The following is a 14,442-nucleotide window of genomic DNA, read 5'->3' as shown; positions in this document are numbered from 1 at the left end:
CCGCATGCAAGGAATAAACAGCCCGGGCGGGCGACCCCGCCCGGCATAAGCGACTTACTGTGCAAGCTTGGCTTTCACGGCCTCCAGGCCAGGTTTTCCGTCAATGGTGGTCACGCCAGCGAGCCAGGTATCGAGTACCTCGGGGTTTTTCTTCAGCCAGGCCTTGGCGGCCGCCTCGGGCTTCATCTTGTCGTCCAGGACGTTACCCATCAGGGTGCTTTCCATGTTCAGGGTGAACGACAGATTCTTCAGCAACTGACCGACGTTGCTGCATTCCTCGGCGTAGCCCTTGCGGGTGTTGGTGTAGATGGTCGCCTGGCCGTAGTTGGGGCCGAAGAAATCGTCGCCGCCGGTCAGGTACTTCATCTTGAAACGGGTGTTCATCGGATGCGGTTCCCAGCCCAGGAACACCACCGCGGTGCTGCGCCGTTGCGCGCGCTCGACCTGGGACAGCATGCCCGCCTCGCTGGACTCGACCACCTTGAAGCCGGCGTCCTTGAGGCCGAAGGCGTTCTTGTCGATCATGCTCTGGATCATGCGGTTGCCGTCGTTGCCCGGCTCGATGCCGTAGATCTTGCCGTCCAGTTCTTTCTTGAACTTGGCGATGTCGGCGAAATCCTTCAGGCCCTTGTTGTACAGCTCTTCCGGGACCGCCAGGGTGTACTTGGCGTTCTCCAGGTTGGCGCGGATGGTTTCCACGGTGCCGGCATCGCGGTAGGGCTTGATGTCGTTTTCCATGGTCGGCATCCAGTTGCCGAGGAACACGTCCATGTTCTTGCCGTCGGCCAGGGACTTGTAGGTCACCGGTACGGAAATCATCGTGGTCTTGGTCTTGTAGCCAAGGGCATCGAGCACGACGCTGGTGGTCGCGGTGGTGACGGTGATGTCGGTCCAGCCGACATCGGAGAAGTTTACGGTGCTGCATTGCGCCGGTTCTGCGGCGTGCGCCAGAAGCGGCAGACTCAGCATGGCGGCCAACAACAACGACGGGGAACCTTTCATGGGGTGGACTCCTGGGTGTTTTCTGGCGGTGTGTCTGACCGCACTTATAAGTGTTGCGGTTGGGGCGAGTGGGACAGCTCTACCACAGTGCCTTGCAATCGAGTCGAGACTGATCATGTACCAGTGAAAATCTGACGCCTACAGGGTGCGTCGTATCCAGTACAGGGAGGGTCGCATCCAGTGTCGGTGAGGTCGCTTACAGCTTTTTTCAGCACTTTTTGCCCATCTGAACCGCAAAAAAACGGCCAGAACCGGAGGTCGGCGGGCCACGGCGTTGGTGAGCATGAGTGAGTCGGTGTGAGACGTCGAACGACACTGCAAAAGCCTGATGATGCGCGTATCTCGGCGGATTACTGCTTGAGCGTAGCAGCTTCGCCACCGGGCGTTTTGGCGCCCGGCGTGTGCTCATCGAGGAGTTTCGCAGTCATGGCTATCAGTGTTTTCGACCTGTTCAAAATCGGCATCGGCCCCTCCAGTTCCCACACCGTCGGACCCATGCGCGCCGCGGCGCTGTTCGTCCAGGCCCTGCGTGAGAAAGACCTGCTGGGCCAGGTGCGCCGCATCGAGGTACGGCTCTACGGTTCGCTGTCGGCCACCGGCATCGGCCATGGCAGCGACAACGCGGTGATCATGGGGCTGATGGGCGAATGGCCGGATGCGATCGATCCGTCGCAGATCGGCTGTCGCATCGAGACCCTGCGCGAAACCAATACCCTGCTGCTCGACAACCGCCTGCCGATTCCCTTCGTCTGGGCGCGCGACATGCTGCTGATCGACGAGAACCTGCCGTTCCATCCCAACGCCATGACCCTGGTGGTCGAAGGCGACTCCGGGGAGCTGCACCGCGATACCTATTATTCCGTGGGCGGCGGTTTTGTCGTCGACCAGGCCCAGGCCAGCAGCGGCGTGGTGGACCTGGATCGCACCGAATTGCCCTATGACTTCTCCAGCGCCGTGGAGCTGCTGAGCCTGTGCCAGAAGCACAACCTGCGGGTGGCCGAACTGATGATGGCCAACGAGAAGGTCTGGCGTTCGGAGGAGGAGATCCGCGCCGGCCTGATGAAGCTCTGGCAGGCCATGCAGGATTGCGTCGAGCAGGGCCTGAAACACGAAGGCATCCTGCCCGGCGGGCTCAATGTGCGGCGCCGCGCGGCCAAGCTGCATCGCAGCCTGCAGGAATTGAACAAACCCAATGTGATCGGCTCGACCCTGAGCGCCATGGAGTGGGTCAACCTGTTCGCCCTGGCGGTGAACGAGGAAAACGCCGCCGGCGGACGCATGGTGACGGCGCCGACCAACGGCGCGGCGGGGATCATCCCGGCGGTGCTGCATTACTTCATGCGCTTCAGCGAGGACGTCACCGACGCCAACGTGGTGGACTTTTTCCTCGGTGCGGCGGCGGTGGGCATCCTCTGCAAGAAAAACGCCTCGATCTCCGGCGCCGAAGTCGGCTGCCAGGGCGAGGTGGGTTCCGCCTGCGCCATGGCCGCCGCCGGCCTGGCGGAGATTCTCGGGGCGTCGCCGGAGCAGTTGTGCAACGCCGCGGAAATCGGCCTGGAACATAACCTCGGCCTGACCTGCGACCCGGTCGGCGGCCTGGTGCAGGTGCCGTGCATCGAGCGCAACGCGATTGCCGCTGTGAAGGCCATCAACGCCGCGCAAATGGCCCTGCGCGGCGACGGCCAGCACTTCATTTCCCTGGACCGGGTGATCCGCACCATGCGCGATACCGGCGCCGACATGCACGACAAATACAAGGAGACATCCCGCGGCGGCTTGGCGGTCAGCGCTGTGGAGTGTTGATGCTTTAACAGCGGGACTGCTGCGCAGTCCACCGCCTGTTTCCAGCCCACTGCTCATAAATTGAACACCCCGCGACGCCCTCGCCACCTTTTGGAGCGTCGCAAACAGGTAAGTCCCAAGGCCCATCGGTCAGGTTTTTCGCTGACCTCGGCTGAGCGCCCACCTGTGCTTGCGGTGACACTCTTTTCCCGGGACGTTTCTCGCCGTTCCCACAAGTGCTACCGATTTGCTCACAGCCACCGGGCCAGGGCCCTTCCAGGCCGATTCGACACTGATAACCCGCACATTGCGCACGGCTTATATAGACGCATCGCGACGTCGTTTTCAGGAGTTATTGAATGGCCATTCAATTTTAGGCATGGCAATTGCTCTGTCCTCACAAAGCCCGTCTCCCGCGTGAGAATGATGGCAATAACAAGAGCCTCCGCCTGAGGCCATCACCTGCTTTGTGTGAGGAGATACCGCGATGACGACGTTCAACTCCGGGGCTCAACCCCAGAACCGTGCGCCTCAATCCATCGGCTTTTTGCTGCTGGACAATTTCACGCTGATTTCCCTGGCGTCCGCGGTCGAACCGCTGCGCATGGCCAACCAGTTGTCCGGCCGCGAGCTGTATCGCTGGACCACCCTCAGCGTCGACGGCGGCCAGGTCTGGGCCAGTGATGGCCTGCAGATCACCCCCGACGCCTCCATGCACAAAGCCCCGGCCCTGGACACCGTGATCGTCTGCGGCGGCATCGGCATCCAGCGCACCGTGACCCGCGAACATGTGTCGTGGCTGCAAAGCCAGGCGCGCCAGTCCCGCCGTCTCGGCGCGGTCTGCACCGGCAGTTGGGCCCTGGCCTGCGCCGGCCTGCTCGACGGCTTCGATTGCAGCGTGCACTGGGAATGCCTGGCCTCGATGCAGGAAGCCTTCCCGCGGGTGGCCATGAGCACCCGTCTGTTCACCCTCGACCGCAACCGCTTCACCAGTTCCGGCGGCACCGCGCCGCTGGACATGATGCTGCACCTGATCAGCCGCGATCACGGCCGTGAACTGTCGGCGGCGATCTCGGAAATGTTCGTCTACGAACGTATCCGCAACGAGCAGGATCACCAGCGCGTGCCGCTCAAGCACATGCTCGGCACCAACCAGCCGAAACTGCAGGAAATCGTTGCGCTGATGGAAGCCAACCTGGAAGAGCCGATCGACCTTGACGAGCTGGCGGTCTACGTTTCGGTATCCCGTCGCCAGCTGGAGCGGCTGTTCCAGAAATACCTGCACTGCTCGCCATCGCGCTACTACCTGAAGCTGCGGCTGATCCGCGCCCGGCAACTGCTCAAGCAGACGCCGATGTCGATCATCGAAGTGGCTTCGGTCTGCGGTTTTGTCTCCACGCCGCACTTCTCCAAGTGCTACCGCGAGTACTTCGGCATTCCTCCGCGTGACGAACGCGTGGGCTCCAACACCGCCCAGCAGGTGGCGATGATGCCGATTCCGCAGGCGCTGGTGCTGGCTGGCCCGATGTCCTCGCTGAGCCAGGCGCGCAACGAATCGACCTTCGCCAGCGTCAGGCTGTAATCACAGGCTTTTCCTGAAGTACACGACGCGCTCGGTTTCCTCGAAACCGAGCGCCTTGTGCACGGTCTGGCTCACCAGGTTTTCCAGGCCGGTATCCGAAGCCATTTCCACGCAGCCCTGATCCCGCCCCCATTGGGCGACGGCATCGATCAGTCGTTCGGCAATGCCCTGGCGCCGCTGTTCGGCGCTGACATACAAACCCTCCAGAAACACCACCGGCGAATGCTCGGTGCCGTTCACGTAGTCGTGGCGCAACGAAGCCTCGGCCAACCCTACTGGCTGCCCATCGGCGGTATAAGCGAGCAGGTTGATATAGCGCCGCGGGTCGTCCAGCAAACTGGCGATTTCGTCCCGGTGTTCCTCGGCCGGACAGTCGGGCCACAGCGCCTGGCGCAACGGCAGCCAGCCCGCTTGATGGGCTGGCTGGCAGGGTTCGATTCGAATCATGGGGGCGGCTCCTTGGTGTGCAGGCACCGCACTCTACTCCGCGATCCGCTCCCGGCGAAGGCTCAGGCGCGGCTGTTCTGGAATTGGGCCAGGGCCGGCAACAGTTGTTTGTCGATGGCCTGGCGCACGGCCGGCAAGATGGTGGCATTGCCGGTGAGCATCTGCTCGACCATGCCCTTGAGGGCCTTGGCCCGGGCATCGCTCAAGCCGCGCACCGCACACTCGCAGGCCTGGTCGGCCGTGGCGCCGGCCGGCATTTCAAAACCCAGGGCCCTCAGCTGGCCGAGCAGGTCGTCCTGGTCAATCAGATCCGCGTGCATCATGACTCTTATCCTTGTTCAGGGAGCGTGGTCGTGAGCCGATTCTGGTAGCCACCCGGACAGTCGGCAAGGGCGAATTGTCGCAATGGCCGGGATGCCTATGAACAGGTCGTTTTCGGCTAACTTGGCTTGAAGGCGACTGGGCACACTGGATTCCAGCTCGGTCATCGAAGGTTTGGTCACCCTCGTGTCGGCTCCTCAGAAAACCTCCTCTGCCCCGATCCTGTCACGGCTTGATCGGGGTCTTTTTTTGTCTGGGAAAAAGGTGCTGCCTGGGAGATTTTTTCGCGAGCAAGCTCGCTCCTACAGAGGCGATGTCGTACCCAGCATCGTGCTACGACGCGAACCTGTAGGAGCGAGCTTGCTCGCGATTGACGCGACGCGGTCTAGCGCTGCAACACCAGGATCCGCGACAGCAACTCGTCGCGGTCGATGTAGCAACCCTGGAAATGCCGCGCGCCGGTGGCGGGGTCGAAGGCGTTGCGCGCGTGCAGGGTGCGGCGGTTATCGAAGCACCACAGCTCGCCCGGGTTGAGGCGCTGGATCAGGCGAAAGCGCGGCTCGCGGGTCATGGCGATAAAGCGTCGATAAGCGCGGTAGAGCCGGGGCATGTCGTCCACCGAGGCCTCGAATGGCCCGCGCAGGAAGTTGGCCATGCGGATCTCCGTGACCTCGCCCAGCGCATCCAGGGCGATCACCGGCGCCAGGCAGCGGTAGTCGCTGTGGCGGTCCTTGTTGCGAAACTCCACGGGGATCTCGCACAACGCGCGAAACGCCTCGGGGTCTTCGCGGCGCAAGGCGTCGGCGATGGCAAAACCGTCGACAAAAATGCTTTCGCCGCCTTCGGCGTCGTTCACCAGGCAGTGCAGGAACTGCAGGCCCGGTTGCAACTCGCGGGTGGGCAAGTCGGTGTGCAACGGCAGGTTGAAGGCGGTGTAGGCGTTGCTGTCGGCGTCGGCCTTGGATTGCACGTTGAACAGCACGCCAAAATTGCTCTCGCGGATAAAGGCGATGCGCTTGGCGACCTGGGCCAGCGACCCCGGTTCGGTGGGCATCCCACGGACCTGCGTCAGGCCGATGTCGCGCACTGCCAGCAACCATTGCAACAGCGCCTGCGGGTCCTCCATCAGCGCCTGGTACTCGAACACCGGCAGTTGCAGCCGGCTGTCCCACAGTTGGCTGTGCGGGCGACGCGCGCGGCGCTCGGCGCGGCTTTCATCGTCGTAGGCGTGGGCCCGCAGCCAACCCGGATCGAAGCGGCTGAGGTGGCCGTCCTGCCAGTCGATGCTCAGGCAGCCCTGGGCGTCGATCCGGCTGGCGGCCGGGGCCAGGTCTTCGGCGACGTCGACGATCTCCAGAACCTGCTCGCGGGTCACGCTGTAGACGCAGTGCGCGCAGGGGCAGTTGTCGCGCAGCCACTGATGATGAAAGGGGCTCGAGCGACCGTCGGCCCACTGCACCTGAACACGGTCCGCCTGGGCTTGTACGGCGGTCAACGCGCTGATCAACGGGTAACTGCGGAAGTCGGCAAAAGCGGTGGAGGTATTCACGGTGCGCTCCTGTTTATGGGCGGTTATTTTTCCGGATGCAGGGCAATCACCCGACCGATCCAGGCGGGGGCGGGCAGGTCGGCCTGCTCGGCGGCGATGGCTCGCAGCCTGTTCAGCACCGGCTCGCTGAACGGCGCCGAGCGCGGGCCGGCGAGGTCGACGTGGAGCAGCATCTGCTCGTTGCCGGCCAGTTCCAGGTTGTCACCGACCTTGTGCAGGCTGTGGTACAGGTGCAGGCGCTTACGGTCGTGGCCGATGATTTGGGTGTGCACTTCGACCTCGGTATCGAGCTTCACTTCATGCAGGTAATTGAGGTGCAGCTCCAGGGTGAACAGCGAGTTGCCGCTGGCTTCGCGGTGGTTGCTGTCCATGCCCAGTTGGTCCATCAGGGCGTCGGTGGCGTAGCTGAAAATCAGCAGGTAGAAAGCGTCCCGCAGGTGGCCGTTGTAATCGACCCAGTCGGGGCTGATGCGGGTGGTGTAGGTGGTGAGTGCGGGCATGTCATGGGCTCACGAAAATGGCGGGCTGAACCTGTAGCCGCTGCCGAAGGCTGCGATCGGCTCCGCAGGAGACGCGCTCTTGCGGCCCCTGGAAGGCTCTTCGAGCCTTATCGCAGCCTGCGGCAGCGGCTACAGGGGGCGTCAGGGTTACTCGCTGAAGCTCATGCCGTGTTTGGCCTTGGTGGTTTTAACCGCTTCGAGCACGGCGAGCAGGCAGTCATCACGATAGCGCTCCAGCGCCGAAATGCTGTGGGTGCCGAGCTGCTCGGCGGTGCCTTCGACCACGTCGTCGATCAGCTTGTCGGTCAGTTCCGGGGCCGGCAGGTAGGTCCACGGCAGCTGCAGGGCCGGGCCGAACTGGGCCATGAAGTGGCGCATGCCGGCATCGCCCCCGGCCAGGGTGTAGGTCAGGAAAGTGCCCATGAACGACCAGCGCAGGCCGGCGCCGAAGCGGATCGCGTCGTCGATTTCGCCGGTAGTGGCGACGCCGTCGTTGACCAGGTGCAAGGCCTCGCGCCACAGCGCCTCCAAAAGACGGTCGGCGATAAAGCCCGGGACTTCCTTGCGCACATGCAGCGGGCGCATGCCGAGGGATTCATAGACCTTGATCGCGGCCTGCACGGCTTCTGGCGCGGTGTTCTTGCCGCCGACCACTTCCACCAGCGGTAGCAGGTACACCGGGTTGAACGGGTGGCCGACCACGCAGCGTTCCGGGTGGGTGGAGCTCTCGTAGAACTCGCTCGGCAGCAGGCCGGAAGTGCTGGAGCCGATCAGCGCATTGGGCTTGGCCGCGGCGCTGATCCTGGCGTGCAGCTCGAGCTTCAGCTCCAGGCGTTCCGGGGCGCTTTCCTGGATGAAGTCGGCGTCTTTCACGCACTCCTCGATGGTCGCGACAAAGCGCAGGCGATCCTGGGACGCGCCCGGTGCCAGGCCCTGTTTCTCCAGGGCGCCCCAGGCATTGGCCACGCGCTTGCGCAGGGCCACCTCGGCGCCGGGCGCCGGGTCCCAGGCCACCACGTCCAGGCCGTGGGCGAGGGCGCGCGCTACCCAGCCGCTGCCGATGACACCGCTGCCCAGGGCGGCGAAGGTTTTGATTTCGGTGATAAAGCTCATGGTCATTTCCTGAAAGTCAAAAGTGGACGTATCTGTAGCCGCTGCCGGGCAACGCGAGGCTGCGTGCGGCTGCGCAGCAGTCGTAAGGCCAGACGGCGCGGTAAATCAGGTCATTCGTGGTGGCCCTTGTGGCGGCTGTGTTGCAACCGTGCGCAGCCTCGCGTTGCTCGGCAGCGGCTACAGGCAACCGCCTTCGGGGTCAGCCGCGCTTGCGCAGGCCCATCTTGGCCCGGCCCTCGGCCGGGGTCAGGACGCGGGCGCCGAGGCGGCTGAGGATCTCGCCGGCGCGCTCCACCAACTGGCCGTTGGTCGCCAGTACGCCCTTGTCCAGCCACAGGTTGTCCTCCAGGCCGACCCGCACGTTGCCGCCCAGCAGCACCGCCTGCGCGGCCATCGGCATCTGCATGCGGCCGATACCGAAGCCGGCCCAGACCGCGCCGGCCGGCAGGTTGTCGACCATGGCCTTCATGGTGGTGGTGTCGGCCGGCGCACCCCAGGGAATGCCCAGGCACAGCTGGAACAGCGGGTCGTCCAGCAGGCCTTCCTTGATCATCTGTTTGGCGAACCACAGGTGGCCGGTGTCGAAGATTTCCAGCTCGGCCTTCACCCCCAGCTCTTGGATGCGCTTGGCGCCGGCGCGCAGTTGCGCCGGGGTGGACACGTAAATGGTGTCGCCGTCGCCGAAGTTCAGGGTGCCGCAGTCCAGGGTGCAGATTTCCGGCAGCAGTTCCTCGACGTGGGCCAGGCGGGTCAACGGGCCGACCAGGTCGGTATTGGGGCCGAACTCCATCGGGTTTTCGCCGCCGCCGATCTCCAGGTCGCCGCCCATCCCGGCGGTGAGGTTGACGATGATGTCGACGTCCGCCTCGCGGATACGCTCCATCACTTCGCGGTACAGCGCGACATCGCGGCTGAACTTGCCGGTGTCCGGGTTGCGCACGTGGCAGTGGACCACGGTGGCGCCGGCCTTGGCCGCTTCCACCGCGGCGGCGGCAATCTGTTTCGGGGTGACCGGCACGTGGGGGCTCTTGGCGGTCGTGTCGCCAGCACCGGTGAGTGCGCAGGTGATGATGACGTCGTGGTTCATGGTGCGGGTTCCTTACAGGCGTGGTGGGTCGCTGCGCAGGCGTTTGGCGCTGCGCAGAGGGAGTTCGGGGTGGTTATTGGCTGGTCAGTTTCAGGTTGTCGGCGGCCGGCTTGCCGTCGAAGGTGGTGACCCCTTGGAGCCAGCGCGCCTTGTCCTGCGGATGCTCGGCCAGCCATTGCCTGGCCGATTCCAGGGCGTCCTTGTGGTCGAGCAGCGGTTGCATCATGCGGCTCTCGTCCTCGGCGCTGAAGGTCAGGTTGCTCAGCAGCCGGCTGACATTCGGGCACTGCTCGGCGTAGGTCGGCGCGGTGACGGTCCACACCGTGGCCATGCCTTCATTCGGGCCCAGGGCGTCGTCGCTGCCAGTGAGGTAGGTCATCTGCACATTGACGTTCATCGGGTGCGGCGCCCAGCCGAAGAACACCACGGCTTCCTTGCGTCGCACCGCGCGATCCACCGCCGCCAGCATGCCGGCCTCGCTGGATTCGACCAGCTGGAATTTGCCCAGGCCGAACTGGTTCTTGGTGATCATCGCCTTGATCTGGGTATTGGCGCCCGAGCCGGGCTCGATGCCGTAGATCTTGCCGCCCAGTTCCTTCTCGAATGTGGCGATGTCGGCGAAGGTTTTCAGGCCCTTGTCCGCCAGGTAGGTGGGCACGGCGAGGGTGGCGCGGGCGTCCTTGAGGCTGGGCTCGGCCAGCACCTTGACCTGCTTGGCGTCGACGAAGGGGGTGATGGTCTGGGTCATCAGCGGGTTCCAGTAGCCGAGGAACAGGTCCAGGCGCTGGTCGCGGATGCCGGCGAAAATGATCTGCTGCGAGGCGCTGGTCTGCTTGGTCTTGTAGCCGAGGCCGTCGAGCAGCACCTGGGCCATGGCGCTGGTGGCGATCACGTCGGTCCAGTTGACCACGCCGAGGCGCACGTTCTGGCAGCTGGCGGCGTCGGCGGCCATGGCGCCGGAGCTGAGAAAGACGGTACCGCTGAGTGCAAGGACGCAACTGCTGATCAGTCGTTTCATGAAGGTTTCCTCGGCAGGTCGTTATTGTCGGTTCCGGCGTCTATGTGCGCCGGTGATGCCACGTTACGCAGCCGGCGGGCGCTGAAAACGCACAGCGGCGACCGGCTCTTGCACTGCAGCGACCTTCGTCTTGAACCCGGCGTGGAAACGGCGTATCACAGTGGCCACGCTGCCCGTCATCCGAGTGCGTTCCATGTCCCAGGATTTCTATTTCTTGCTGATGCCGGGCTTCTCGGCCATCGGGTTCATCTCGGCCATCGAACCGCTGCGCGTGGCCAATCGCTTTCGCGGCGAGCTGTATCGCTGGCATGTTCTGAGCGCCGATGGCGGCGCGGTATTGGCGAGCAACGGCATGTCGGTCAACGCCGACGCGGCGCTGGAGCCATTGAAGAAGGGCGCGACCCTGCTGGTGGTGGCCGGCTTCGAACCATTGAAGTTCGTCACCCCGGCGCTGGTGCACTGGTTGCGCCGCCTGGATGTGGAAGGCGTGACCCTGGGTGGCATCGACACCGGCAGCGTGGTCCTGGCGCAGGCCGGGCTGCTCGAAGGCCACCGCGTGACCCTGCACTGGGAAGCGATCGAGGCGTTCAAGGAGTCCTACCCCCAGCTCAGCGTGACCCAGGAGCTGTTCGAGATCGACCGGCGGCGCATCACCTCGGCCGGCGGCACCGCGTCCATCGACATGATGCTCGACCTGATCGGCCAGGCCCACGGCCCGGAGCTGGCGATCCAGGTCAGCGAACAGTTCGTGCTCGGGCGCATCCGCCCGCGCAAGGACCACCAGCGCATGGAGGTCGCCACCCGCTACGGCATCCGCAACAAGAAGCTGGTGCAGGTGATCGGCGAGATGGAACAGCACAGCGAGCCGCCCCTGAGCACCCTGCAACTGGCCGAGTCGATCAAGGTCACCCGACGCCAGCTCGAACGCCTGTTCCGCCTGCACCTGAACGACACCCCGAGCAACTTCTACCTGGGGCTGCGCCTGGAAAAGGCCCGGCAACTGCTGCGCCAGACCGACATGAGCGTGCTGGAAGTCAGTATCGCCTGCGGCTTCGAATCACCCTCGTATTTCACCCGCAGCTATCGCGCGCGCTTTGCCCAGTGCCCGCGGGAAGACCGGCGCCAAAGCCTGAAGGCCTAAGCTGCTGATTCTGTAGGAGCGAGGCTTGCCCGCGATGGCGGTCTGCCTGACCCAGCGCGTTGCCTGCATCGCGAGCAAGGACTGCTCCTACAGAGACAGGATTACTTTTTCAGCAACGCCGCACAGGCGGTCTTGTACGCCTCATGCTGATACTTGTTCAGCGTCGCCGGCAGGTCGAAGTTGTGCTTTTTGTTCTGCGCATTGATGGTCTGCGGCGACAGCAGGGTCACCTCGCAGTTGTCCAGCAGCTGGAACACGCCTTCGATCTTGAAGGTGGTCGGGCCGCCGGCGAATTCGCCTTTTTTGCTGCGCTTCTTGATGGCGATGCGGCTGATGCCGTTGTCGCGGACGAAGGCTGCCACCTGGGCCGCGAAGGCTTTGACGTTGGCGGCTTCGTCATCGTCGTCCAGGGCGATTTTCTTACAGGTGTTGGCCAGGTGTTGCGCCGTGCCGTCTTGCAGGGTGGCCAGGGCGAAGATGGCTTCGCTGCCTTTGATTTCGATGCCGCAGATGCTCATGGGAAAACCTTTTCTCGATGAATGGCGTGCAGCTTACAGTTCCAGCTGGTCGGCGCGAATGCCGAAGGCCGCGGCGATCTTCTCGCGGGTGGCGCGGCGGGGCTTGGCGACGCTTTCCTGCTGGGCGAAGGCCGGCTGGGAAATGCCCAGGCGCCTGGCGACCTCGTCCTGGGTCAGGTGCAGGTGCTCGCGCCAGGCGCGGATCGGCGTGGCGCCGTCAACGATGCGGCTGACCACGTCATGGGGGATCAGGTCCCGCTCTTGGCGTTGCGCCACATAGTCCGCATAAGGGATCACCACGAACGCCGGCTTGCCGTCCGTGCCGTTGATGATCTGGATGTCAGTAGGTGCGTTCGTCACGTTTCTTGACCTCTTGAATACTGACCACTCTGATAGCGCCATCCCAGTCGAACAGGATTCGATAGCTGCCTACTCGCAGGCGGTAGGCATAGGCGTGGCCGCTGAGCGCCTTGACGTTGCCGGTGTCGGGCATGTCGCCGAGCAAGGTCACCGCGTCACGGATCTGTACCTGATGGGCGCTGTGCAATCGCAGCAGTTGTTTGACGGCCTTACGGGTCCACAGGATGCTGTTCATGAACGAATATAAGTCTTTTATAAGATTAATCAATCTTTGCTTATATTCGCTCGCGGGCCAAGGCGAGAACCTTGTCCGGGTATTGCTCATGTTTCTGTAGGAGCAGGGGGGACGCCCAGTCCTTGCCCGCGATTGCGGTATTCCTGTTGTAGAAAAACTTGCGGCCGACTCGTTACTCCTGCCCGATCGACTCAAGAAATTCCGACCGTTCATCGCTCATGCGCGCCAGGCAATCGGCCTGGGCAATGGCGTAGGCCTTGCTGCCGGGTTTGGCGGGGAAGGTGTCGACGGCGCAGTCGGCGTCGCGCTGTTTCTGCCACAGCTGCTGGGCGTTCTGCACCTTGGCGGTGATGTCGGCCAGCTGCGCCTTGTCGCTGCCGTATTGCGTGCCCAGGCGTTCGAGCAGGCCCTGCAGGTTGTCGCTCAGCAGTTGCTCGGCGGTGGTTTTGTTGAAGGTGGCGCATTCCAGAGTCTGTTGATCCTGTTCGACGCTGTCGCACGGGGAGTTGTCGGCTTCTTCAGCCGCCTGTGCGCCCGTCGCCAGCAGTGCCAAAGCCAGGAAGATCGATTTCATTGCGTCGCAGCCCCCTCTAATCCAGTGATGCGGCGGATTCTGGCCCATGCGCATGACAAAGAACAGATGGGGCAAGGGACGCCCGGCAGACCCTTTGTCGCGGATTGACGCTTTCGGCAATTCCCCTGTCGTTTTTGCACCCGGCTGCCCGGGCACCGAGGCATATGCTGACCCCAAAGCGCCGGCAGACGATTCGGCGCATGAATTGCCAATAAGGGGACTGCCTGATGAGCCCAGCCGAATTGCACGCCGACAGCATCGTTATCGACGGGCTGATCATTGCCAAGTGGAACCGTGAGCTGTTCGAAGACATGCGCAAGGGCGGCCTGACCGCGGCCAACTGCACCGTGTCGGTGTGGGAGGGCTTCCAGGCCACGGTCAACAATATCGCCTCCAGCCAGAAGCTGATCCGCGAGAACAGCGACCTGGTGATGCCGGTGCGCACCACCGCCGACATCCGCAAGGCCAAGGAACTGGGCAAGACCGGCATCCTGTTCGGCTTCCAGAATGCCCACGCCTACGAGGACCAGATCGGCTACGTCGAGGTGTTCAAGCAGCTGGGCGTGGGGATCGTGCAGATGTGCTACAACACCCAGAACCTGGTGGGTACCGGCTGCTACGAGCGCGATGGCGGCCTGTCGGGCTTCGGTCGCGAGATCGTCGCCGAGATGAACCGCGTCGGCGTCATGTGCGACCTGTCCCACGTCGGCTCCAAGACCTCCGAGGAAGTCATCCTCGAATCGAAAAAGCCGGTCTGCTACTCCCACTGCCTGCCGTCGGGCCTCAAGGAACACCCGCGCAACAAGTCCGATGAAGAGCTGAAGTTCATCGCCGACCACGGCGGTTTCGTCGGCGTGACCATGTTCGCGCCGTTCCTGGCCAAGGGCATCGACTCGACCATCGACGACTACGCCGAGGCCATCGAATACACCATGAACATCGTCGGCGAAGACGCCATCGGCATCGGCACCGACTTCACCCAGGGCCATGGCCAGGACTTCTTCGAATACCTGACCCACGACAAGGGCTACGCCCGTCGCCTGACCAACTTCGGCAAGATCATCAACCCGCTGGGCATCCGCACCGTGGGCGAGTTCCCCAACCTCACCGAGACCCTGCTCAAGCGCGGTCACTCCGAGCGTGTGGTACGCAAGATCATGGGCGAGAACTGGGTGAACGTCCTCAAGGACGTCTGGGGCGAATAACGCCAACC

Annotated in this window: 16 protein-coding genes; 4 read left to right on the top strand and 12 right to left on the bottom strand. The window is 63.6% G+C overall.

From position 1 onward, the window contains the following. Positions 1-54 precede the first annotated feature (54 nt). A complete protein-coding gene (locus C4K27_RS28695) occupies positions 55-1,002 on the bottom strand; it encodes a choline ABC transporter substrate-binding protein (RefSeq protein ID WP_053262938.1) in 948 nt (315 codons plus the stop codon). A 426-nt stretch (positions 1,003-1,428) separates the two neighbouring features. Here C4K27_RS28695 and C4K27_RS28690 point away from each other — a divergent pair, with 426 nt between their 5' ends. Next, positions 1,429-2,805, top strand: a complete 1,377-nt coding sequence (locus C4K27_RS28690; protein WP_053262937.1) for an L-serine ammonia-lyase — start codon at positions 1,429-1,431, stop codon at positions 2,803-2,805. Positions 2,806-3,271: 466 nt separating this feature from the next. Next, positions 3,272-4,366, top strand: coding sequence for a choline metabolism transcriptional regulator GbdR (gene gbdR / locus C4K27_RS28685; RefSeq protein WP_009045963.1), 1,095 nt, complete (start codon positions 3,272-3,274; stop codon positions 4,364-4,366). Here the strand turns inward: gbdR and aac(6') are convergent, their stop codons facing one another. From aac(6') to choX, 7 genes are all read right to left on the bottom strand, one after another. Continuing rightward, complete coding sequence (gene aac(6') / locus C4K27_RS28680; protein WP_053262936.1) at positions 4,367-4,813, bottom strand: aminoglycoside 6'-N-acetyltransferase; 447 nt, start codon at positions 4,811-4,813, stop codon at positions 4,367-4,369. It abuts the gene before it with no gap. A 62-nt stretch (positions 4,814-4,875) separates the two neighbouring features. Then, positions 4,876-5,136, bottom strand: a complete 261-nt coding sequence (locus C4K27_RS28675) for a hypothetical protein (RefSeq protein WP_007925996.1) — start codon at positions 5,134-5,136, stop codon at positions 4,876-4,878. Positions 5,137-5,519: 383 nt separating this feature from the next. Beyond that, a complete protein-coding gene (locus tag C4K27_RS28670; protein WP_053262935.1) occupies positions 5,520-6,683 on the bottom strand; it encodes a gamma-butyrobetaine dioxygenase in 1,164 nt (387 codons plus the stop codon). Positions 6,684-6,706: 23 nt separating this feature from the next. Continuing rightward, complete coding sequence (locus C4K27_RS28665; RefSeq protein ID WP_053262934.1) at positions 6,707-7,183, bottom strand: thioesterase family protein; 477 nt, start codon at positions 7,181-7,183, stop codon at positions 6,707-6,709. Positions 7,184-7,330: 147 nt separating this feature from the next. Beyond that, positions 7,331-8,296, bottom strand: coding sequence for an L-carnitine dehydrogenase (locus C4K27_RS28660; protein WP_053262933.1), 966 nt, complete (start codon positions 8,294-8,296; stop codon positions 7,331-7,333). 199 nt (positions 8,297-8,495) lie between these two features. After that, on the bottom strand, positions 8,496-9,383 hold the full coding sequence (locus tag C4K27_RS28655) for a 3-dehydrocarnitine:acetyl-CoA trimethylamine transferase CdhC (RefSeq protein ID WP_053262932.1): 888 nt from the start codon (positions 9,381-9,383) through the stop codon (positions 8,496-8,498). 73 nt (positions 9,384-9,456) lie between these two features. Beyond that, positions 9,457-10,401 carry a choline ABC transporter substrate-binding protein gene (gene choX / locus C4K27_RS28650; RefSeq protein WP_053262931.1) on the bottom strand — a complete coding sequence of 315 codons (945 nt, stop codon included), beginning with the start codon at positions 10,399-10,401 and terminating at the stop codon, positions 9,457-9,459. Positions 10,402-10,594: 193 nt separating this feature from the next. Here choX and C4K27_RS28645 point away from each other — a divergent pair, with 193 nt between their 5' ends. Then, the gene (locus C4K27_RS28645; protein ID WP_007926347.1) at positions 10,595-11,542 is read left to right on the top strand and encodes a GlxA family transcriptional regulator; all 948 of its coding nucleotides are present in this window, start codon (positions 10,595-10,597) and stop codon (positions 11,540-11,542) included. 101 nt (positions 11,543-11,643) lie between these two features. On the opposite strand, the gene C4K27_RS28640 is transcribed toward C4K27_RS28645, so the two are convergent. From C4K27_RS28640 to C4K27_RS28625, 4 genes are all read right to left on the bottom strand, one after another. Continuing rightward, positions 11,644-12,060 carry a DUF3010 family protein gene (locus C4K27_RS28640; RefSeq protein ID WP_007926348.1) on the bottom strand — a complete coding sequence of 139 codons (417 nt, stop codon included), beginning with the start codon at positions 12,058-12,060 and terminating at the stop codon, positions 11,644-11,646. A gap of 33 nt (positions 12,061-12,093) precedes the next feature. After that, positions 12,094-12,462: a helix-turn-helix domain-containing protein gene (locus tag C4K27_RS28635; protein ID WP_053262930.1), complete on the bottom strand. Its 369-nt coding sequence runs from the start codon at positions 12,460-12,462 to the stop codon at positions 12,094-12,096. Further along, a complete protein-coding gene (locus tag C4K27_RS28630; RefSeq protein WP_053262929.1) occupies positions 12,401-12,655 on the bottom strand; it encodes a type II toxin-antitoxin system RelE family toxin in 255 nt (84 codons plus the stop codon). Before C4K27_RS28630 ends, C4K27_RS28635 begins: the two co-directional genes overlap by 62 nt. 172 nt (positions 12,656-12,827) lie before the next feature. Continuing rightward, on the bottom strand, positions 12,828-13,229 hold the full coding sequence (locus C4K27_RS28625; protein WP_009045953.1) for a lysozyme inhibitor LprI family protein: 402 nt from the start codon (positions 13,227-13,229) through the stop codon (positions 12,828-12,830). Between the two features lie 227 nt (positions 13,230-13,456). Between C4K27_RS28625 and C4K27_RS28615 the strand changes: the two genes are divergently transcribed. Beyond that, positions 13,457-14,434, top strand: coding sequence for a dipeptidase (locus tag C4K27_RS28615; protein WP_007926352.1), 978 nt, complete (start codon positions 13,457-13,459; stop codon positions 14,432-14,434). Positions 14,435-14,442 lie beyond the last annotated feature (8 nt).

The organism is Pseudomonas chlororaphis subsp. chlororaphis, assembly GCF_003945765.1.
Lineage (GTDB): Bacteria > Pseudomonadota > Gammaproteobacteria > Pseudomonadales > Pseudomonadaceae > Aquipseudomonas > Aquipseudomonas chlororaphis.
The sequence above is the reverse complement of the archived record's forward strand: the minus strand, read 5'-3'. Positions and strand labels throughout refer to the sequence as shown.